This window comes from Burkholderia pseudomultivorans, from assembly GCF_902499075.1.
Taxonomy (GTDB): Bacteria; Pseudomonadota; Gammaproteobacteria; order Burkholderiales; family Burkholderiaceae; genus Burkholderia; species Burkholderia pseudomultivorans.
Map to the genome: position 1 here is coordinate 41,579 of NZ_CABVPP010000012.1, position 19,773 is coordinate 61,351.

The 19,773-nt window shown below is 65.7% G+C and carries 15 protein-coding genes and 1 pseudogene; 6 read left to right on the forward strand and 10 right to left on the reverse strand.

The features are described from left to right. Positions 1-190: 190 nt before the first annotated feature. From BST28156_RS11190 to BST28156_RS11215, 6 genes are read right to left on the reverse strand one after another with little or no spacing between them, the layout of a single operon-like run. Positions 191-892: a succinate dehydrogenase iron-sulfur subunit gene (locus tag BST28156_RS11190; protein WP_006399548.1), complete on the reverse strand. Its 702-nt coding sequence runs from the start codon at positions 890-892 to the stop codon at positions 191-193. A 21-nt stretch (positions 893-913) separates the two neighbouring features. Then, on the reverse strand, positions 914-2,689 hold the full coding sequence (gene sdhA, locus BST28156_RS11195) for a succinate dehydrogenase flavoprotein subunit (RefSeq protein WP_006399547.1): 1,776 nt from the start codon (positions 2,687-2,689) through the stop codon (positions 914-916). A 3-nt stretch (positions 2,690-2,692) separates the two neighbouring features. Continuing rightward, positions 2,693-3,061 (reverse strand): succinate dehydrogenase, hydrophobic membrane anchor protein, encoded by a 369-nt coding sequence (gene sdhD, locus BST28156_RS11200; RefSeq protein WP_006399546.1) that lies wholly within the window; start codon positions 3,059-3,061, stop codon positions 2,693-2,695. A 4-nt stretch (positions 3,062-3,065) separates the two neighbouring features. After that, entirely contained in the window at positions 3,066-3,482 is a 417-nt protein-coding gene (sdhC, locus tag BST28156_RS11205; protein ID WP_012218197.1) for a succinate dehydrogenase, cytochrome b556 subunit, read from the reverse strand. A gap of 13 nt (positions 3,483-3,495) precedes the next feature. Continuing rightward, on the reverse strand, positions 3,496-3,954 hold the full coding sequence (locus BST28156_RS11210; RefSeq protein ID WP_012464878.1) for a DUF3429 domain-containing protein: 459 nt from the start codon (positions 3,952-3,954) through the stop codon (positions 3,496-3,498). Beyond that, a complete protein-coding gene (locus BST28156_RS11215) occupies positions 3,951-4,778 on the reverse strand; it encodes an SDR family NAD(P)-dependent oxidoreductase (protein ID WP_230943062.1) in 828 nt (275 codons plus the stop codon). The genes BST28156_RS11210 and BST28156_RS11215 overlap by 4 nt, the downstream gene beginning before the upstream one ends. 104 nt (positions 4,779-4,882) lie before the next feature. On the opposite strand from BST28156_RS11215, the gene BST28156_RS11220 reads away from it, so the two are divergent. Then, the gene (locus tag BST28156_RS11220) at positions 4,883-5,989 is read left to right on the forward strand and encodes an NAD(P)/FAD-dependent oxidoreductase (RefSeq protein ID WP_244143272.1); all 1,107 of its coding nucleotides are present in this window, start codon (positions 4,883-4,885) and stop codon (positions 5,987-5,989) included. A 291-nt stretch (positions 5,990-6,280) separates the two neighbouring features. Here the strand turns inward: BST28156_RS11220 and BST28156_RS11225 are convergent, their stop codons facing one another. Beyond that, the gene (locus BST28156_RS11225; protein WP_012218202.1) at positions 6,281-7,810 is read right to left on the reverse strand and encodes a cryptochrome/photolyase family protein; all 1,530 of its coding nucleotides are present in this window, start codon (positions 7,808-7,810) and stop codon (positions 6,281-6,283) included. Between the two features lie 338 nt (positions 7,811-8,148). Between BST28156_RS11225 and BST28156_RS11230 the strand changes: the two genes are divergently transcribed. Continuing rightward, positions 8,149-9,120, forward strand: coding sequence for a MerR family transcriptional regulator (locus BST28156_RS11230; protein WP_012218203.1), 972 nt, complete (start codon positions 8,149-8,151; stop codon positions 9,118-9,120). Between the two features lie 179 nt (positions 9,121-9,299). Here BST28156_RS11230 and BST28156_RS11235 read toward each other — a convergent pair whose 3' ends face one another. Continuing rightward, positions 9,300-10,259 carry an alpha/beta hydrolase gene (locus tag BST28156_RS11235; RefSeq protein WP_012218204.1) on the reverse strand — a complete coding sequence of 320 codons (960 nt, stop codon included), beginning with the start codon at positions 10,257-10,259 and terminating at the stop codon, positions 9,300-9,302. Positions 10,260-10,690: 431 nt separating this feature from the next. On the opposite strand from BST28156_RS11235, the gene BST28156_RS11240 reads away from it, so the two are divergent. Then, the gene (locus BST28156_RS11240) at positions 10,691-11,389 is read left to right on the forward strand and encodes a DUF2878 domain-containing protein (protein ID WP_230943064.1); all 699 of its coding nucleotides are present in this window, start codon (positions 10,691-10,693) and stop codon (positions 11,387-11,389) included. 91 nt (positions 11,390-11,480) lie between these two features. Then, the gene (locus BST28156_RS11245) at positions 11,481-12,998 is read left to right on the forward strand and encodes a cryptochrome/photolyase family protein (RefSeq protein ID WP_012218206.1); all 1,518 of its coding nucleotides are present in this window, start codon (positions 11,481-11,483) and stop codon (positions 12,996-12,998) included. Positions 12,999-13,127: 129 nt separating this feature from the next. On the opposite strand, the gene BST28156_RS11250 is transcribed toward BST28156_RS11245, so the two are convergent. Both BST28156_RS11250 and BST28156_RS11255 read right to left on the reverse strand, forming a co-directional pair. Beyond that, on the reverse strand, positions 13,128-15,737 hold the full coding sequence (locus BST28156_RS11250) for a YbcC family protein (protein WP_012218207.1): 2,610 nt from the start codon (positions 15,735-15,737) through the stop codon (positions 13,128-13,130). A gap of 21 nt (positions 15,738-15,758) precedes the next feature. After that, positions 15,759-17,357: an NADH-quinone oxidoreductase subunit L gene (locus tag BST28156_RS11255; protein ID WP_012464875.1), complete on the reverse strand. Its 1,599-nt coding sequence runs from the start codon at positions 17,355-17,357 to the stop codon at positions 15,759-15,761. Positions 17,358-17,454: 97 nt separating this feature from the next. Here BST28156_RS11255 and BST28156_RS11260 point away from each other — a divergent pair, with 97 nt between their 5' ends. Further along, positions 17,455-18,384, forward strand: a complete 930-nt coding sequence (locus BST28156_RS11260; RefSeq protein WP_012218209.1) for a LysR family transcriptional regulator — start codon at positions 17,455-17,457, stop codon at positions 18,382-18,384. A 78-nt stretch (positions 18,385-18,462) separates the two neighbouring features. After that, positions 18,463-18,920 (forward strand): annotated as a pseudogene (locus tag BST28156_RS11265) (class I SAM-dependent methyltransferase); the annotation flags it as partial. Between the last annotated feature and the right edge of the window lie 853 nt (positions 18,921-19,773).

Consider the following 19,773-nt stretch of genomic DNA (forward strand, 5'->3'; position numbering starts at 1 on the left):
TTGCATCGGCATTCTCGGGAGCCGAATCCGCACGATATTGGCGTGCTTGCCGACTGCTGGGAATCGGCGCCGCACCGCATCCGTTCCGCTCGATGCGGACGACGAATGACGGTCGTGCAGCGGCGCGTGAATCCTCATTCCAAGCGACCGCGTACATCGACACCCCCGCCGTTTCACACGCGCCAGCGCTTCAAACCGCGCGGCGAACCATCAGTTCCTTGATCTTGCCGATCGCCTTCGTCGGGTTCAGGCCCTTCGGGCAAACGTCGACGCAGTTCATGATCGTGTGGCAACGGAACAGACGGTACGGGTCTTCCAGGTTGTCGAGACGCTCGCCGGTGGCGGTGTCGCGGCTGTCCGCGATGAAGCGGTAAGCCTGCAGCAGGCCGGCCGGGCCGACGAACTTGTCCGGGTTCCACCAGAAGCTCGGGCACGACGTCGAGCAGCTCGCGCACAGAATGCACTCGTACACGCCGTCGAGCTCGTCGCGCTCTTCCGGCGACTGCAGACGTTCCTTCTCCGGCGGCGGCGCGTCGTTGATCAGGTACGGCTTGATCGAGTGGTACTGGTTGAAGAAGTGCGTCATGTCGACGATCAGGTCGCGCACGACGGGCAGGCCCGGCAGCGGACGCAGCACGATCTTCTGCGGCAGGTCGTTCAGGTTCGTCAGACACGCGAGCCCGTTCTTGCCGTTGATGTTCATCGCGTCCGAACCGCACACGCCTTCGCGGCACGAACGGCGGAACGACAGCGTCTCGTCGAGTGCTTTCAGCTTGACCAGCGCGTCCAGCAACATGCGCTCGTGCTTGATCTCGAGCTCGTACGTCTGCATGCGCGGCGCCGCGTCCTTGTCCGGATCGTAGCGGTAGACTTCAAAAATGCGTTTTGCCATTTCAGATTCCTTTGATTCGGCTTAGAACGTACGCGCCTTCGGCGGCACGGACTCGACCGTCAGCGGCTGCATTTGAACCGGCTTGTAGTCGAGGCGGTCACCTTCGCTGTACCACAGCGTGTGACGCAGCCAGTTCTCGTCGTCGCGGTGCTCGTAGTCGCTGTGCGCGTGCGCGCCGCGGCTTTCCTTGCGCGCCTCGGCCGAGACCATCGTCGCGCGGGCGACTTCGATCAGGTTCTCCAGCTCGAGCGCTTCGACGCGCGCGGTGTTGAACACCTTCGACTTGTCCTTCAGGTGGATGTGCTCGACACGCTGCTTGAGGCCGTCCATCAGTTCGACGCCTTCCTTCAGCAGCGCCGAGGTGCGGAACACGCCTGCATGCTTCTGCATCGTCGCACGGATGTCGTTCGCGACGTCCTGCGTGTACTCGCCCGAGCTCGACTTGTCGAGCTTGTTCAGGCGCGCCAGCGAGAATTCGCCCGCGTCGGCCGGCAGCGGCTTGTGTTCCTTCTGCTTCTTGACCTGCTCGACGATGTGGTTGCCGGCCGCACGGCCGAACACCACGAGATCCAGCAGCGAGTTCGTGCCGAGGCGGTTCGCGCCGTGCACCGACACGCACGAGCATTCGCCCACTGCGTAGAAGCCGTTGATCGGCTCCTTGTGATCGCGGGACGTGCCGACGACCTGACCGTGGATGTTGGTCGGGATGCCGCCCATCTGATAGTGGATCGTCGGGACGACCGGGATCGGCTCCTTGATGCAGTCGACGTTCGCGAACTTCAGCGCGATCTCGCGGATCGACGGCAGACGCTTCATGATCGTCTCGGCGCCGATGTGCGACAGGTCGAGCAGCACGTGATCCTTGTTCGGACCGACGCCGCGGCCTTCCTTGATTTCCTGGTCCATCGAACGCGACACGAAATCGCGCGGCGCCAGATCCTTCAGCGTCGGCGCGTAGCGCTCCATGAAGCGCTCGCCGTTCGCGTTGCGCAGAATGCCGCCTTCGCCGCGCACGCCTTCGGTGATCAGCACGCCCGCGCCGGCCACGCCGGTCGGGTGGAACTGCCAGAACTCCATGTCCTGCAGCGCCACGCCTGCGCGCGCCGCCATGCCGAGGCCGTCGCCGGTGTTGATGAACGCGTTGGTCGACGCCGCGAAGATCCGGCCTGCGCCGCCCGTCGCGAACAGCGTCGTCTTGCCTTCCATGATGTAGACGTCGCCCGTTTCCATTTCGAGCGCCGTCACGCCGAGCACGTCGCCGTCCGCGTCGCGGATCAGGTCGAGCGCCATCCATTCGACGAAGAACTGCGTCTTCGCTTCGACGTTTTGCTGGTACAGCGTGTGCAGCAGCGCGTGACCGGTACGGTCGGCGGCCGCGCAGGCGCGCTGGACCGGCTTCTCGCCGTAGTTCGCGGTGTGGCCGCCGAACGGACGCTGATAGATCGTGCCGTCGGCGTTGCGGTCGAACGGCATGCCGAAGTGCTCGAGCTCGTACACGACGTTCGGCGCCTCACGGCACATGAATTCGATCGCGTCCTGGTCGCCGAGCCAGTCGGAGCCCTTGATCGTGTCGTAGAAGTGGAAGTGCCAGTTGTCTTCGCTCATGTTGCCGAGCGACGCACCGATGCCGCCCTGCGCGGCCACCGTGTGCGAACGGGTCGGGAACACCTTCGACAGCACGCCGACCGACAGGCCCGCGCGCGACAGTTGCAGCGCCGCGCGCAAGCCGGAGCCGCCCGCGCCGACGATCACGACGTCGAACTTGCGACGCGGGAGGGAAGTTTTGATTGCAGCCATTCTTTACACTCTCCAGAGAATCTGCGCGGCGTAGCCCGCACATGCGAGCAGCCAGACGATGGTCAGCGATTGCAGCAGCAGGCGCACACCGACGGGCTTCACGTAGTCCATCCAGATGTCGCGCACGCCGACCCATGCGTGATAGAAGAGGGAAAGCAGCGTCACGAAGGTCGCGAGCTTCATCCATTGTGCGGAGAAGATCGACGCCCAGCCTTCGTAGGAGAAGTCGTGCGCGCCGAAGAACAGGACGAGCAGAATGACCGTGTAGACCGCCATGATCGTGGCGGTGACGCGCTGCGCGAGCCAGTCGCGCAGGCCGTAGTGCGCGCCGACGACGAGGCGCTTCGAGCCGATTCGGTTGTTGGCTGCCATTTTCTTAGAATGCTCCGAACAGTTTGAGTGCCATGGCGATCGTCAGCGCGATCGAGACGACAAAGACGACGACGGCCGTCCGCTTGCCGCCTTCCTTCGAGACGGCGTCGTGGTTGACGTCCATCAGCAGGTGGCGAATGCCGGCGCAGAAATGGTGGAAGAACGCCCACGACAGCGCGAGGACGATCAGTTTGACGACGATGTTGGAGAGGAACTGCTTGAAGACTTCGAAGCTGAGCTCCGACGTCAGGCTCTGGTCGAAGAGAAACAGCAAGAACGGCAGGAACAGGAACAGCAGCGCGCCGCTGACTCGGTGGAGAATCGACAATATCGCCGCCAGCGGCATCCGATATTTCAACGTGATGTCGCCGATTCCGATGTTCCGGTATTCGCGTGGGCGAGGCGTTCTTGACGTAGTCATGACAAGCTCCGGATCAACCGTTCGTCGACGCTGCGGCGGCCAGCAGCGACAGGCCGGCGACACTCGTCAACAGGCATCGCAACGCGAAATACCAGCCCGGAATGAGCGCTTTTCTCCACAGCACGCCGTCGACCGCCGCGCAGCCGACGAGACCGATCGCCATTCCCGCGAGCCGCGCGCCGATGTCCGGCAGCATCAGTACGGCCCACGCCATGAGCGCGGGAATCACGCTCCACCCGTAGAGCATCCGCTGGCGCGGCGGCGATTCGGGTGCCCGCAGCGCGATGCCCCAGTGCACGGCGCCGACGAACGATACGATACACGCGGCGTAGTTCAACAGCGCGTGCACGTAAACATCGTGACGCGACGACGCATGCACGCTCAGCCACGACAGCGCGATGAACGGCACCAGGCCGGCGAGCGCCAACGCGGCCGGAACGCGGTAACGGCGCAGCATCGCACGCATGCTCATGGCCTCGCTGGAACGATCAGCGCACCCTGCCCGCCATCGACGCCGAATTGCTGGCCGGTCACCCATGACGCATCGTCGCTCAACAGGAATTCCGCAAATGCGGCAGGATCGTCGCCAGCGCCGATCCGTCCGAGCGGACTGGCGTCCGCGAGGCGCTTCGCGACCTGCGGCGCACTCGTCAGGCGCGCGGACATCGCCGACGCGATCAGGCCTGGATGAACGCAGTTCACGCGAATTCCGCGCGCCGCGTAGGTGGCGGCAGCCGACTGCGCGAGCGCGGCCACGGCGGCTTTCGCGCTGGCAATCGCCTCATGGTTGGGAAAGCCCGCTCTCGACGCGACGCTGCCGAACAAGACCGCACTGCCCCCGGCCTGAGCGGCGAGCACTGTGCGCATGAACGCGCGCAGCGCGTTCCATGCCGAAAAGTAATTCGCCGCGAACGCGTCGTGCAGTTCGGCATCCGAAGTCGAATGCATCGGCTTGACGACGATCGAGCCGACGCAATGCGCGAGCCCGTCCGGCGCGCCGAAACGCTCGACGCCTGTCGCGAGCGCACGATCGAGCGCAGCCGCGTCAGTTGCGTCGGCAGGCGCCACGACCACACGCTCGCGCGACAACGTCTCCGCAAGAACGCCGAGACGCTCCGGGTTTCGTGCAGTGAGCAGCGTTGAAACGCCTTTGGCGTTCAGCCGACGCGCGAGCGCACTGCCGACGGCCCCCGTTGCACCGCAGATCCACACAAACGCCATGGCGACTCCTGTTGCGAACATGCTTCCCGTTTCGGCGATTCCGGCTCGTGCGCGACGCTTGACCGGGCCGCGCACGAGCCGATCCTCACAGACTCGATTCTATGCCATTTTCATACTCAATGAAGCACTATCATGACTCATTTCTAGGCCATGAATCATGACTTTCATGGTTTCCGCCTGTGAAATGTCGGCGTTTCACGCCAGAATGGCATAAACTTTTCATGCCAAGCCGAATAATCCGCGCAATTCCTCGCATTTTTATGACGAAACAGATGAATTCATTTTCCGACTCATCGGCCAACATTGCTGTCATCGGCGCAGGAATCGCCGGGCTGGCCTGCGCACGCGTGCTCGCCGACGCCGGATATCACGTGACGGTGTACGAGAAAAGCCGCGGCGTGGGCGGACGAACGAGCACGCGCCGCACGGATGGCTGGCAGGCCGATCATGGCGCGCAGTATTTCACCGCGCGCCATCCGGCATTCGTCGCCGAAGTAGCGCGCTGGGTGGCCGGCGGCGCGGCCGCGCCGTGGGCCGCGCGCGTTGCTTCGATCGGTTCGCTCGGCCCGCGGGAACTGCTCGCGCCCGCTCAGCGATATGTCGGCGTGCCGGGCATGACGGCTCCGGCGCGGTATCTGTCGGCGGGAATCGACACGATGCTCGAGACGACGATTATCGAGCTGACGCGCGACGCGCAGCGCTGGCGGCTGATCTCGGCCGAGCATGGTGCGCTCCGCATGCATCACGACGCCGTGATCGTCGCCGTGCCTCCACCGCAAGCCGTTGCGCTGCTGCGGCGCGCCGAGCCGGGTCTTGCGGTGATTGCGCAACGCACCGAGATGCGCCCGGCCTGGGCCGTGATGGCCCAGTACGGCCGCTTGCCCGATCCGGGTTTCGACGCCGCATTCGTCAATGTCGGCCCGCTCGGCTGGATCGCCCATGACACATCGAAGCCCGGGCGCTCCGGTTTTAGCACGTGGGTACTGCACGCGACCCCCGAGTGGAGTCAGGCTCATCTGGAAGCGCCGCCCGAGCAGATCACGCGCACGCTGCTGGACGTCTTTCGCGACATCGTGGGCGCTACCGCCAACTCCGCAACCGCCCATCGCTGGCGTTATGCCGAGCTGGCGCCGACGTCCATGACGGCGCCCGGCCGCCTTGCGTGGCGGGCGGGCCCGCGGATCGGGCTATGCGGCGACTGGCTGGGCGGCGGCAAGATCGAAGGCGCATGGTTGAGCGGCGCCGGTCTCGGCCGCGCGGTCGCCGACACGCTGATCACGCACTGAACGTGTGCGCCTCATGACGGCGCGCCGGGCGCGCCTTCGCTTGCCGGAGAAAGCCCCAGCGCTCGCGGGCAGCCTTGCCGTTCGGGAAACCCGAACGCACGGCGGTCGGCGCTCGGCGCTCGGCGCTCGGCGCTCGGCGCTCGGCGCTCGGCGCTCGGCGCTCGGCGGCCGGCAGAATTGCACGAGCGCGCGGGGACGCAAACCATTCGCGAGCCAAAACGGATCGCGCACTCGCAACGCATCACCATCGCATCCGCCGCTCTCAACGGCATCGGCCGAATACGCGAGGACCTACAGCGACTCGATATTCCGCACGATGCCATCCGCCTGCATCCGAATCGCGTCGAGTGCGTCGGCATCGAAACGTGCGAGCTGCCGATAGACCATCGCAAGCCGATGGTTGTGTTGCAGGGCGTCGCGGTTCCGGGCGAAAAAATCCCAGTACAACGCGTTGAACGGGCACGCACGCGCACCGGTTCGGGCATTGCGGTCGTACGCACAGCCCTTGCAGTAATTGCTCATCCGATGAATGTACGCGGCGCTGGAAACGTAGGGTTTGCTTGCCATCGCGCCGCCGTCCGCGTATTGGCTCATGCCGAGCGTATTCGGCATCTCGACCCATTCGAATGCGTCGATATAGACGCCGAGATACCACTCGTGCACCGCGTGCGCATCCAGCCCGGCTAGCAGCGCAAAGTTGCCGATCACCATCAACCGCTGGATATGGTGCGCATGCGCGTCTTCGAGCGACTGCCGCAACGCATGCGCCATGCAGCCCATTCGCGTGCGCCCGTTCCAGAACCACTGCGGCAACGGACGGCGATGACCGAACGCATTGCTCGTTTCATAGCCTGGCATGCGCGCCCAGTACACTCCGCGCACGAACTCGCGCCAGCCCAGGATCTGCCGGATGAACCCTTCGACCGCGGCAAGCGGCGCCGCACCGGTCCGATACGCATGCTCGGCGCGCGCGACGACTTCGCGCGGATTCAACATCTTCACATTGAGCGCAAACGACAGCATCGAGTGGAACAGGCGCCGCGCACTTGTGTGCATCGCGTCCTGGAACTGCCCGAACGACGGCAGTGCGTGCTCGATAAATGCGTCGAGGCACGCGAGCGCCTCGACGCGATCGACGGGCCAGCGGAAGTCGCCGGCCGACGGCTCGCCGAAGCTGCGCACGCCCGCTGCCACGATACGATCCCACAGCGGGCGATGATCGTGATGCGGCCGCCAGTCGCTTGGCTCAGCGGGTGTGCCGGACCACGCGTCGCGGTTTTCGGCGTCGTAGTTCCACTGCCCGCCTGCCGGCCGCCCTTCTCCGTCGAGCAATACGCGATGCCGCACGCGCATGCTTCGGTAAAAGCGATCCATGACCCACGCGCGACCCGTCCCGAGCACACGTCCCACCTCGTCGCGCGTCGTGTAGAAATGTCCGGTATCGACCGCGCGAACCGGCACGCTGGCCACGGCCGCATACTCGCTCAGTTGCCGGTCGACGCGCCATTCGTCCGACAGCAGGTACTCGATGCGCGCGGCGCCGTGAAGCGCGGCAACACTGTCCAGGTTGGCCGGAATGGCCTGACGATTGAACTGATCGTCGATCTCGATGTAGTGCACGCGATGACCCGCGTCGCGCAACAGCGTCGCAAAGCGGCGCATCGCCGCAAAGATCGCAATCAGCTTCTGCGCGTGATGAAGCGTGTAGTCGGTCTCCTGCCGAACTTCCATCAGCACGTACAAGGTGTCGGCCCGGACATCGGCAAACCACGGATGAGTCCAGTCCAGCTGATCGCCGAGGACAAGCCTTAAAGTCTTCATGGGACGCTCCGCCATGGATGTTCCGTTTCGGGGGCGGCCGGGATGGCCATATCGCTGGCGCGCGGGACGCCGCACGCGGTAATCCGTCGACGCATCAGCGCGTCGGCGCTGCGTGCGCGCCTTGCGCGCCGCGGCATCGCGCGCACCATGCTGCACCGGCAGTTGGGGCTCTGCCGCTTCACCGCACCGCGGCGGGGTGCAGCATTCCAGCCACATCCCGCTTCGCGAAACACCTCCCGGACGACATTTCCGCACATTGAATCGCCTTCCTGCTTCATATTTAATCCAGACTGCGTACAATTCTGAGACAACCTTCCGTCGACTTCAGGAGAACAACGATGCCCCCTCGCAAGGATCGCGACACGCCTCACCGCTATCGCAGCGGGGAAGCCGCGCGCCTGGCGCGCATGCCAGCAGCCACGCTGAGGATCTGGGAGCGGCGCTACGGCGTGGTTGCGCCGCCCAAAACGCCATCCGGGCAACGGTTGTACTCTGACGACGACGTCCAGCGCATTCGCCTGCTGAAGGCGCTCGTGAACCAGGGCCACGCGATCGGCACGATTGCCACGCTGAGCCGCGAGGAGCTCGAGGCGATGTCGCTCACGAGCACGCACGGCCCCGCGCTGCCCGAAAAAGGCGTGAGCCTCGCGGTCGTCGGCGCGTTGCCGATCTCCGAATCGGCGATCGAGCGAATGGGCCTCCGGATCGACATGCAGCTCGACTCGATTGACGACGCGAGCGAACACGCGGGTGAAACTGCGGATGCGCTGATCGCAACGACCACGTCGCTCCACGAAGATGTCGTGTCGCAGCTCGCGACCGCCGCGCAAAAGCTCAATGCGCAGGCCGTCGCCGTCGTTTATGCATTCGGCACCGCGGAGGCAATCGAGCTGGCGCGGCTGTCGGGGTTCGAGCTGTTCCGCTCGACGGAAGGTCAGACCAATCCTGCGTCCATCATCTCCAAACTGGCGCAAGCGGTCGTCAAGGCACGCCAGTCCAACGATGCCGATCGCGGGCTGTGGCTGCGCTCGCGGCGTCGCTTCGACGAGACGACGCTCGCGTCGCTCAGCGGCCTGTCCACCACCGTCAAGTGTGAGTGCCCGCGTCACTTGTCCGAACTGATCATGCAGCTCAGTGCGTTCGAGCGATACAGCGACGAATGCGTATCGCGCTCGCCCGCCGATGCGCTGCTGCACCGCCATCTCGGAGACGCGGCGAACCGGGCAGCCGAATTGCTCGAGACCGCACTTGCCGTGATCCTGCGCGAAGAGGGACTGGGCGGAACGACGCCGGACCTGAAAGCGCAGTAGCGCACGCAGCTCCGCCCGCCAGGCCGGCCGCACGTTGCACGCGCCGGCCACGGCGTCGCGTGCGAGGTGCGAATGACGGGCGTGGCCGTGTCGCGGTTCGCTCATGGCCGACTGCCCGCCTGAACCGCAAGCCACCGTTGAGCAACGGGATGCACGTGCAGCGCACGCTGCCCCGTCGATCACCGCAGCGACACGGCCGACCGCGCGGCCGCGCCCGATGCCGACACCAGCCCGCTCGCGGCTCCGGCGTGCGATGCCTGCGCGACGCGGCGTACAAACGCGGACAGATCGTCGAGCACCGGCGCTCTTCCGCGCAACGGCGCGCCCAGCACACCGACGATCGTCGCATGGCCGAGGTTCGCGTAACGCATGACCGCGACCGCGTCACCCGCGTTCTGCAACGCGCGCGCAAAGCGGTACGTGTTGCCGGGCTCCACCACCATGTCGTTCTCCGCAACGGCGAGCCACATCGGCGGCTCGGCGCCCTCGATGAATCGGATCGGCTGGCTCGCCGCGCGCACTTCCGGCGGGAAGACCCGTTCGAGCATGGCATCGTGCAGCGGCAAGAAGTCATACGCGCCGGCCAGCCCGATCACGCCCGCAATGTCACGCTTGTGCATCTGCCGGGCAGCCAGATAGCGACCGTCGGTCGCAAGCAAGGCGGCTATCTGTGCGCCCGCCGAATGCCCCATCAGAATCAGGCGACGCGGATCGCCACCGAACGCGCTCGCGTGCGCGCGCGCCCACGCCACCGCTTGCGCGGCGTCGTCGACGAAACCGGGAAAGGTGGTCGCCGGATACGTGCGGTAGTCGGGCAGCACCGCAACGAAGCCCCTTGAGGCCAGGGCCTCGCCCACGAACAGATAGTCCTTGCGCTCACCGGACTGCCAGCTTCCGCCGTAAAAGAACACAACGACCGGGACGCCTGCATCCGAATCGGCCGGCCAGTCGTCCATGACTCGCGTCGGCACATACACGTCGAGCACGTGGCGCTCGCCGGAACCGTACGGAATATCCGCGAACAGGCTGAACGTATATCGCGGCGACAACGCGTTCAGGAGCCGCGTCGGCCTGCACGCGGCGAGCAGGCCGACCGCGAGCAGGATCGTCAGCACGGCCAGTCCCACTTTGACGTTCATTCAAATCTCCGTAACGGAAGATTCCGGCCCCCACATGGCGCCTGACACGGGAGTTACGGACCGCGCGCACAAGCGGATGCATGCGGCGCGCGGCAGCGGGCAGCCGCCCTGGCGATGCTGCGATCGAATGCTCATCGTCGGCGTGCCGACCCGCTCGGGCCGCCGGCCGTCCGGACCCGCGGCGTGCGCGAATCCCGGCCAGTCGACTCCGAGCGCGTGCGGATCTTTTTTTCCCAATCGTGCATCCGGACGCAATGCGGCGTCGTAAGAGTAAAACGATACGAAAACCGATCCCGCATGCCGACAATCGCTCCCTGCAAAGCCATCATCCGCCAACGGAACCGCTCGTCTGACGATATCGGAGCCGTGTACGGTGGGCGCATTAGCTGCGACCGTTCCGCGGCGGCAACATCCGCGTGGCGGCCGGGCCGGTGTCGCTCGTTGTCGAGCGCGCCGGCACGCTTTGCCCGGCGCACGCGATGTGGCGCGTACGCCGTTACGCATCCCGCGCGATCATGACAAGTGTCCGAAATCGAGCAACGCCGCGCACGCTCGCGCCGAGTGCTCGCACGTACGTTTATCTCGCGACGACCCAGATCGGATGGCTCCTGTGCGTGATGACGGCTGCATCGCACCGCGCCGCGTGGGGCGTCGCCTATGCGCTGACGGCAACGGCCGGCCACCTGCTGTTCGCCCGCCGGCCGTCGAGCGAAGCGCGCCTCGTCGTTACGGTGACGGTGACCGGATGGTTATGGGACAGCGCCGTTGCGCATTCCGGCCTGCTCGACTACCCGAACGGCGTGTTGCTCAACGGCACGGCGCCGTATTGGCTCGCAGCGCTGTGGGCGCTGTTCGCGATTCAGCTCAACACGCTGTTGCGCTGGCTCCGGGGGCGGCCGATCATTGCGGCGCTCGTCGGCGCATGCGCCGGTCCGGCGTCCTTTCGGGCGGGTGCGGCGCTCGGCGCCGTTCATTTCGACGCGCCGGCTGTGGCGCTCCTCGTGATCGCAACCGGCTGGGCGTGCATCTTGCCGGCCTCGGTCGCGCTCGGCAGCCATTGGGACGGAATAACGCCCCGTTCTGCGACGATAGGCGGAAACGAAGGCATGCAGGACGGCCGCGCCCGATAACCGTGTCGAATGAATCGAATCGCAAGCATTTCGTGCCCGCGCCGCCTGCGGTCACCCTCACGTCCCTCTTGCCACCTCTCACGTAACCCACATGACAAGCTCCGAATTGCCGTATGAATCCCGCCCCGTCGTCGTATGGTTTCGCGACGACCAGCGGCTCGGCGACAATCCCGCACTGTGTCACGCGGTCGCCAGCGGCCATCCCGTCGTCTGCGTGTACGTGCACGACCCCGCCCCGTCGATTCGCCGCCCGATGGGCGGTGCGCAACGGTGGTGGCTGCACGAATCGCTGGGCAAACTCGATGACGCGCTTTCCGCGCTAGGCGGCTCGCTGATCGTGTTGCGCGGCGACGAACATGAAGCCATCCGCGACTTCGCGGTCGGGATCGGGGCCGCCAAGGTTGTATGGAATCGTCGTTACTCGAAAGCGCACACCGGAACGGACGCGTCGATCAAACAGGACCTGGTCGGCCGCGGAATCGCTGTATCGACCTTCAATGGCCATCTGCTGCACGAGCCGTGGACGGTGCTGACGCGCGAAGGATTGCCGTACCAGGTATTCAGTGCGTACTGGAGAGCCGCATGTCGCGATGATCTTTCCCCGCCGCCGCCGCTGCCGGCACCGTCGCGGATTGCGTTTTTTCCGGTTCCGCACAACGTCACGCCGCATGTTTGCACGCTTCGCGCGCTCGGGCTCCAGCCGACGGCGCCCGACTGGGCGAGCGGCCTGCGTCTGACCTGGCGCTGCGGCGAGGAAGCCGCCCGGCAGCGACTGGACGCGTTCCTGGAGCACTCGCTGCGCGACTATGCCGACATGCGCGATTTGCCGGCCGCGCATGCGACCAGCAGGCTCTCGCCGTATCTTCGCTTCGGCAACATATCGGTTCGGCAGGTGTGGTATGCGGCATCGTCGGCGGCAAGCGCGATGCAACGCACACGCAAGGCGGATCTTGGCGATCCGCAAAGCGGGCCGTTGAACAAATTCCTCAGCGAAATCGGCTGGCGGGAATTTTCGTATCACTTGCTCTATCATTTCCCGCCGCTGCATCAGGTCAATTTCCGCCGACAGTTCGACTCCATGCCGTGGCGCGACGATCCGAACGCACTGCGCAAATGGCAAACCGGGCACACCGGATACCCGCTTGTCGACGCCGGCATGCGCGAGTTGTGGCACACCGGCTGGATGCACAATCGCGTGCGCATGGTCGTGGCGTCATTTCTTTCGAAGCATTTGCTGATCGACTGGCGCGAAGGCGAAGCATGGTTCTGGGACACGCTGGTCGACGCGGATGAGGCCAGCAATCCCGCGAGCTGGCAGTGGGTTTCGGGAAGCGGCGCCGACGCAGCACCGTATTTCCGGATTTTCAACCCTGTTCTTCAGGGGCAAAAATTCGATCCGCAAGGCGAATACACGCGTCACTGGGTGCCGGAACTGTCGAAGATGTCGGCAGAGAAAATTCATGCGCCGTGGACCGCGTCGGCAGAACAGCTGCACGATGCGTGCGTGAGCCTCGGTCGGACTTATCCGTTTCCTATCGTGGATCACCAGGCCGCGCGCACGCGTGCGCTTGAATCCGTTAAGCGCGTCGATTCGCAGAAGAATGCGTAGCGGGAAGCTGGCCGCTCAACAGGATTCGGGAGCGGCGTCGGCGTGATGTGGAGCAGCCGAGACTCGAAGATTGGCCCGCGACACGAAGCATGGCTCGTCGCCCGCACGTGCGGGCGACGATGTGCACCGTCAAGGCGATTGCCGGGTGGCCGGATCAGCGCCCATCGCCAACGGGTGCCATTGTCGATCGGAAAAACGCAGCAACCCCGTCTCGCCGAAACGCCACAGATGAAGCCAGCCGTGGTCGATCAAATGCCGCACTGTCGGATGCCGATCGATCACGCGTTCGATCGATGCGCCGGGTGCGTCGATGATCACGGTAAGGCGCAACGGCTCGTGCATCCAGCGCTGGCCATCATGCAGCGACTGTTTCGAAAGGCCGATGCGCAAGTCGCCGCTGTTGCCTTCGAAGACGCCGATATGCCCGCCGACGACGTTGTGAAGGACCTTGTTGCCGCAGCCCATGTGCGCGGGATCGCATGTCGACGCATGGTATTGCCAATTGATCCAGTGCGCGACGAGCATCGGTGCGGTCATCAGCAGTTCCAGCAAGCTGCCGTCCGTATCCTGCGTGAAATCATAGTCGTGCAGGAAGCAGCGACCGTCGAGCACGGCGCCGTGGCTGCGCGTGCGCGGCCCGATGACGAACGCGGCATTGCCGGCCAGCCCCCACTCCGGGCGAGTCTGAGCGCCGTCGTTCGCGCGTTCGCGAAGGCTGGCCAGCAACCGGCCGCCCTCCATGCGCGGGTCGAGGCCGACACGCACCGCACGCTCGCGGCGCACCTGGTCGCTCGCGTGGCCGAAGACGCTCAGCAGCTTGGCCCAGCGCGCTGCGGCGATCGGGTTGAGGAGGTCGACGTCGAAGCCTTCGATCTCGTCGGTCGTGGTGTTGTGCAGCGCTGCGACGAAAGTCGTGTCGTCGGGCACGTCGATGCCGCGCTGCGCGAGACCTGCGCGCGTCGCGCGATCGTTCAGCAGCTGCGCGAGCACGCGTACATTGACTTCCCCGCTTTGGCCGCAGCACGCGCCGCAGTCGAGCGCCGCGGCATGCGCGTTGTTCGCGCTCTGGCTGGCATGCCCGACCAGCACCACCAGCGGTGCGAGCGATCGCGCGATGCCCATGCCATGCAGGATGCGCGCGGCCAGATCGGCCTTGGCCTGATCGTCGATGCCGACGAGTGCCGGGCGGCAAACCGCCTTGTAGCGGGGCGGCAGCCCGGCGAGGTCGTCGCGAACGCGCGGGTTGCGGGACGGCTTCAGCCATTGTCGCAGCTTGCCCAGATAACCGAGCCCCGCGGCCTCGACGAACGAGAACGAGGTGCCCGGCAACCGGGTCGCCGCAGACGCCTGATTCGACAATGCGAACCGTGTGCGGCGGGCCGTGCTCGCAGCTGCCCGCATCGTTCCGCCGCCTTCGCCGGCGGGCCCCGATACCGCATCGGTGACTTCCAGCGACGGCGCGAGCAGGCCGGGAAGCTGCGGGCGGCGCGCCGACGTGGCCAGCGGCGTATAAGCGACCGGCAGCCCGAAGAATCCGGCGAAGCCGATCGTCTGGACCGCCGGCCAAATCGACTCGACGGCGCGCCGCAACGGTTCGCTACGAACGTCGATGCAGAACGCGGCCTGGACTTCGATCTCTTCGGCCGGCGTTGCGGCTTCCGGAATCGTCTGCGGCTGGCCGACCGCGCCGAGCTTGCCCGCCAGTTCACGCTGGTAGCCGGCCTCGAACGCCAGTTGCCACACCTCGTCGACGAGCAGCCGCGCCTGCGCGTCCGCCAGCAGCGCAGCCGAATCGCGCCAGTGGCCTTGCACGGCTGCAAACGCGCGGCGTGCCGCCGCATCGTCCTTGCAGTCGAGCAACAGCACGCCCCATGCCAACCGTATTGCGAGCAGATCGCGCAGGTGCTCGTCGGACTCGCCGGCCAACCGGGCCTGCCAGCCGAGGTACGCGCACCACGACGCCCAGCCGTTGACGGTCAGCAGCACCGCCTCCAGATAGTCGGGCCACACGGCTTCGGGCAAACCGAGTCGCTCCAGTACCCACGCTTCGGCCTCCTGTCGCGTGGCGGGCAGCGCCCTGAGCGACTGACCGAGACGCGGCAGGCCCATCAGCACGCCAATGCCGTGATCATGTGAGATCGTGTCGCGCCAGAACGCATAGAGGCTCTGGTCATGATGCGGCCGCCAGTCGGCCTGATGCTCGTCGAAGTAGGCCGCGCAGGTCTGGCTCACCTGGTGCGTGATCGCCTGGCGCCACGAAAGGCGCTCGTGACGCAATGGATCGTCGTCGAGCACATCGATCAGCAACGGCAGGCGGGGCAGGTTGAGCGGGCGCGCCAACGCGTCGATGCAGTTGCGCTCGGTCATGCCGGCCGCCTGTGCGGCGGGCAGAGCCTGCAATGCATATCGCAAGTCCGCCGGCGCGATGCGCGCGGATTCCCATGCGGATCGGATCTGCTCGCGCGGAGGGAACACCTTGATGTCGGCCAGCACGGCCATCCGCGCCGCAATTTCCCTGACGGGGCGGCCGATGCGTTCCCAGTGAGGATTGACGGCGATCGCGCGATCGAGCGGCCAGGCCGGCGCAATCGAGCGGCATGCCGCGTCGCATGCCGCATCGATCCGCTCGCGCGGATATCCCCGGCGGGCGCCGTCGGCGGGGTGCGCGCAGTGGCCGGCATCGTTCGCCCGGGGCGCTTCACCGCGCTTGGCGCGTTGCTCGAGTGTTGCAGTGCTCATGTGATTCTCCGGATCAGCGGCTCATCGTTCGGTGAGGCCGGGCGCGCTGCTCGTCGCTGCCGGTCGCGGCGCGTGGGCCGCGTCGTGCGGCGCCCAGCGGGCCGGCCAGATACGCAACGCCAAGCGCGTGTAGAACTCGTCCACATAGAATCCCGCGTAGCTCCAGCGCCGCCACGTCGCAAAGCGGCGCGGGCAGCGTTGCAGCGCCGCCAGGCCGACATAGAGCAGCGCCATGCCCGCGAGCGCGACCGGGCCCGCGACGTTGAACGGCGTATCCGCGACGCCGAGCGGGAGCTTGTGCGCCAGCGCGGCCACCGCCGTATAGCCGGCGATCAGCGTGGCGCCGAAGCCCGCGTGCGTCCACGCGCGGGCGGGCTCGTCTCCTTCAGTCACCGGAATCCATAGCAGCGGCGCCCACGCCAGCGCGAGCACGCCGCTCCACCACCACGGCCAGCTTCCCGTCGGCGCCAGCATCTGCACGAGCATGACGACGACGAGGCTCGCGGCCGGCGCAAGCACCAGGCTCGGTGTGGCTGCGTCGCGCCGGCCGCGCATGATCTGCAGTCGCGTGTTCTGCACCGCCGACGACGCGGAAAGAAACGTGTGCGCCTTGTAGAGGGAATGACCGATCAGGTGCAGCGCAGCGAGCTGATACAGGCCGAGGCCGCACTCGAGCACCATGAAGCCCATCTGCGCCACGGTGGACCACGCCAGACGCACCTTGATGCTGATGCGCGTGAGCATGACGAATCCGGCCAGGAACGTCGTGCCGAGCCCGAAACCGACCAGCAGCCAGCGTGCGGCCGGCGCGACGGCGAGCAGCGGTGCGAAGCGCATCAGCAGGTAACCCGCCAGGTTGACGACGCCTGCATGCAGCAGCGCCGACACCGGAGTCGGCGCTTCCATCACCTGGATCAACCAGCCATGGACCGGGAACAGCGCGGTGCGCAGGACGATCGCGAGCACCAGGCAGACTGCACTCGCCTGCAACGGTGTCGACGCGCCGTACGCGGCAATGTGATCCCGAAGCGCGGCGAACGTGCCGCCGCCCGCCTCCGCCCACGCCAGGCCAGCCGCCGCGAGCAGCAACACATCGGCCAACCGGTCGACGATCTGCTTCTTGTAGGCTGCCAATCGCGCAAACGGGCGATCCCGGTAGAAGCACAGCAGATCGCGCAGCCACACGCCGACGCCGGCCCATGCCGCGATCAGCAGCAGCCAGTGACCGGACAGCAACAGCACATGCACGGACGCGAGCACGCCGGCGAATGCAGCGGCGTAACGCGACTGGCCCGGTTCGCCATGCAGATAGCGCCCGGAGAACACGCCGATCACGGTCCCGAGCAACTGCACCAGCGCGGCCATCCACGCGGCGAGCGGGGTCACTTCGATCCACGCGGTCCACGCGCCGTCGTGAATGTTGGCGGCAGGCGGCGCGGCCGTTGCGAGCACGACCGGCTGGATCAGCGCGACCAGCAACGCGATCGCCGCGAGCCAGTGGAACGGTTTCCACACGGCGCGGCTGTCATCGGGACGGAATCCGAGCAGAGCGGCGGCTGTCGACATCAGCACGGCGGGCGCCAGTGCGCAGACGAATGAAACGACGTGGGTGACGGGCATGGCAAACATCTCGCGAAACGATGCGCACCATGATGTTCGATGCGAATTATTCTGTAAAATATATTCTATAGAACGAAAACATTGATAAAAGAGAACGATGCGGATTGAACATCTGAACTTTCATCACCTGTTCTACTTCTGGCGGGTGGCCCGAACCGGTCATCTGACTCAGGCGGCAGGCGAGCTTCATATCTCTCAATCGGCCCTTTCCGCGCAGATCAGGCAGCTGGAGGACCGGCTGGGCGAGGCGCTGTTCGAGCGCGAAAAGCGGCGGCTGATCCTGACCGACACGGGCCGCATGGTCCTCACGTACGCCGAAAACATTTTCGGCCTCGGGCAGGAGATGCTCGGCAGGCTTCACGGACGCTCGGAAGGCATGCTGCGATTGCGTGTGGGCAGTGTTGCCACGGTTTCCCGCAACTATCAGGAAAACTGGATCCGGCCGCTTCTGAGCGATCCGGGCGTGACGCTCACGCTCGAGTCGGGGATGCTCGACGGCCTCATCGAGCGGCTGCTGCAGCATCAGCTGGACATCGTGCTGGCGAATGAACCGCTGCCGTCCGACCCCGACCGACCGCTGCATTGCAGCTTTCTCGGCAGTCAAGCTATCTCGCTGGTAGGGCCGGCAAGCGTCTGGCATGGCCGCAGATTGCGCGTGCCGGACGACCTAGGCGGCCTCGATGTGGCATTGCCGGGCGTGCGCCATGCGCTGCGGGCCCGCTTCGATGCGTTGTGCGCGTCGGCAAGTGCGAAACCGCGGATCAGGGCGGAGGTCGACGACATGGCGATGCTGCGTCTGATTGCGCGCGACAGCGGATGGCTTACGGTGCTGCCGGAAGTGGTCGTGCAGGACGAGTTACGGCAGGGTATGCTGGTCAGCGTCGGTCAGACGCCGGAACTCCAGGAGCACTTTTACGCGATCACCACGCCCCATCGGCATCGCATTGAACGCCTCGAACAACTGCTTGCGGGCGCAACGCTCTCCGAGCTCGATCCACTCGGTGGTGGACCGGCCGGAGCTTCATAGACACTCACGAGCCGTCGAGCGGCTAGCGCCACCCAAACTCCGCATCTCCGGAAAATCGAACACGACCGCGTATACGGATACGATGCGGTCGTGTCGATAGAGATGTTCGCGGCAGTTGGCAAATCGCTTTGGCCGGTGTACTTCCACGCGCTCAAACAGCTTCTAAAGCCGCGCTCGCGCGCGCTGATTCAATCGATCACGATCAGCGTCTCGCAATTCGAGACTTACCGCACTTCGAGCGACTTCGTTCGCGAGTTCATCTTCCCCGGCGGCATGCTGCCGAGCCTGGAGCGCTTCGTCGGCACCGCGCGGCGGGCCGGGTTGGCGCCAGAACCGGTGCGCGCGTTCGGGCCCGACTACGCCCGCACGTTGCGCATCTGGCCGGCCCGATTCGAAGCACACGCCGCCTCGGTGCGTGCGCTGCGGTCGACGAAACGTTTATTCGCACCTGGCGCCTCTATCTCGCGAATTGCGAAGCGGGCTTTGCCGAGCGGCGGACCGATGTGATGCATTTCATCGTGTCGTCAGGCAGCTGACACGAGTGGTCGAACTACAATGCTCCGCTCGTTGGCCGTGCCGGCTGCGTCGCTGCTCGCGGACGCGAGTTGCCTCAATGATCTTGCGTCGACGCGACGGACGAACTCTGGTCGGTTGCGCATACTGACGACTCTGCCTGCACGAGGGACAGCTGTGTGGACCGGTCACGCCTGCGCCTTCGACACACCGGTTGCGCCGTCGCTGGCCTTCAGCCTCGACGTGAGATACATGCGCCTCGTCTCGACGGCCATGAACGACATCGAACGGCTCTCGGCGAACGCTTGCCGCCGGTGGTGCGTGACGTGTGGCGTCACAACATCGACCAAGCGTTCAACGACGTATCGCTTGGCGACATGCTTTGCGGCGTGTACTTTACCGGCCGCGGCTCGCGTCTACGGCAAGGCCCGCCCCACTGCGGTCGCGGCCAAACCGGCGTCCTCGCACGCGCTGGCCCCTCGCACACGCGCAAAACCGTCGCGGGGCCGCTGGCTGGGCGACGATGCTCGCTGATAAGGCACCGGGAATTGCCGCCCGTGCGTGGCGTCAGTACCACCGCGCCGAGCACGAGCAGTGCATGTTGTCGTACCGCTATCTCGGCGAACCCCAAAGAGCGTGCGTCGGGTAAATCTCGGTGATGCATGCACTTTACTTGCTTTGCTTCGCCCGGGCAGCATCGCCACGCCTGCGCGGTCAAATTGGCACGCAAAGGTGAGACATGATCGGTCTCGCGGCGGAATCGCCGTCATCCAGCGTCCGTGCGGCCAAAATAAGGGTCCGCAGTCCAGCGATCATTTCCTAACGACGTCAATTTCTGTTTCATCAAGCCAAATGTGCGCGCATTCCTATGACAAC

Bases quoted from the DNA above. Each gene is read 5' to 3' on its own strand.
- BST28156_RS11245 (WP_012218206.1), top strand. From the start codon at position 11,481: ATGACAAGCTCCGAATTGCCGTATGAATCCCGCCCCGTCGTCGTATGG.
- sdhD (WP_006399546.1), bottom strand. From the start codon at position 3,061: ATGGCAGCCAACAACCGAATCGGCTCGAAGCGCCTCGTCGTCGGCGCG.
- BST28156_RS11260 (WP_012218209.1), top strand. From the start codon at position 17,455: ATGCGGATTGAACATCTGAACTTTCATCACCTGTTCTACTTCTGGCGG.
- sdhA (WP_006399547.1), bottom strand. From the start codon at position 2,689: ATGGCTGCAATCAAAACTTCCCTCCCGCGTCGCAAGTTCGACGTCGTG.
- BST28156_RS11255 (WP_012464875.1), bottom strand. From the start codon at position 17,357: ATGCCCGTCACCCACGTCGTTTCATTCGTCTGCGCACTGGCGCCCGCC.
- BST28156_RS11190 (WP_006399548.1), bottom strand. From the start codon at position 892: ATGGCAAAACGCATTTTTGAAGTCTACCGCTACGATCCGGACAAGGAC.
- BST28156_RS11250 (WP_012218207.1), bottom strand. From the start codon at position 15,737: ATGAGCACTGCAACACTCGAGCAACGCGCCAAGCGCGGTGAAGCGCCC.
- BST28156_RS11235 (WP_012218204.1), bottom strand. From the start codon at position 10,259: ATGAACGTCAAAGTGGGACTGGCCGTGCTGACGATCCTGCTCGCGGTC.
- sdhC (WP_012218197.1), bottom strand. From the start codon at position 3,482: ATGACTACGTCAAGAACGCCTCGCCCACGCGAATACCGGAACATCGGA.
- BST28156_RS11225 (WP_012218202.1), bottom strand. From the start codon at position 7,810: ATGAAGACTTTAAGGCTTGTCCTCGGCGATCAGCTGGACTGGACTCAT.
- BST28156_RS11230 (WP_012218203.1), top strand. From the start codon at position 8,149: ATGCCCCCTCGCAAGGATCGCGACACGCCTCACCGCTATCGCAGCGGG.
- BST28156_RS11210 (WP_012464878.1), bottom strand. From the start codon at position 3,954: ATGAGCATGCGTGCGATGCTGCGCCGTTACCGCGTTCCGGCCGCGTTG.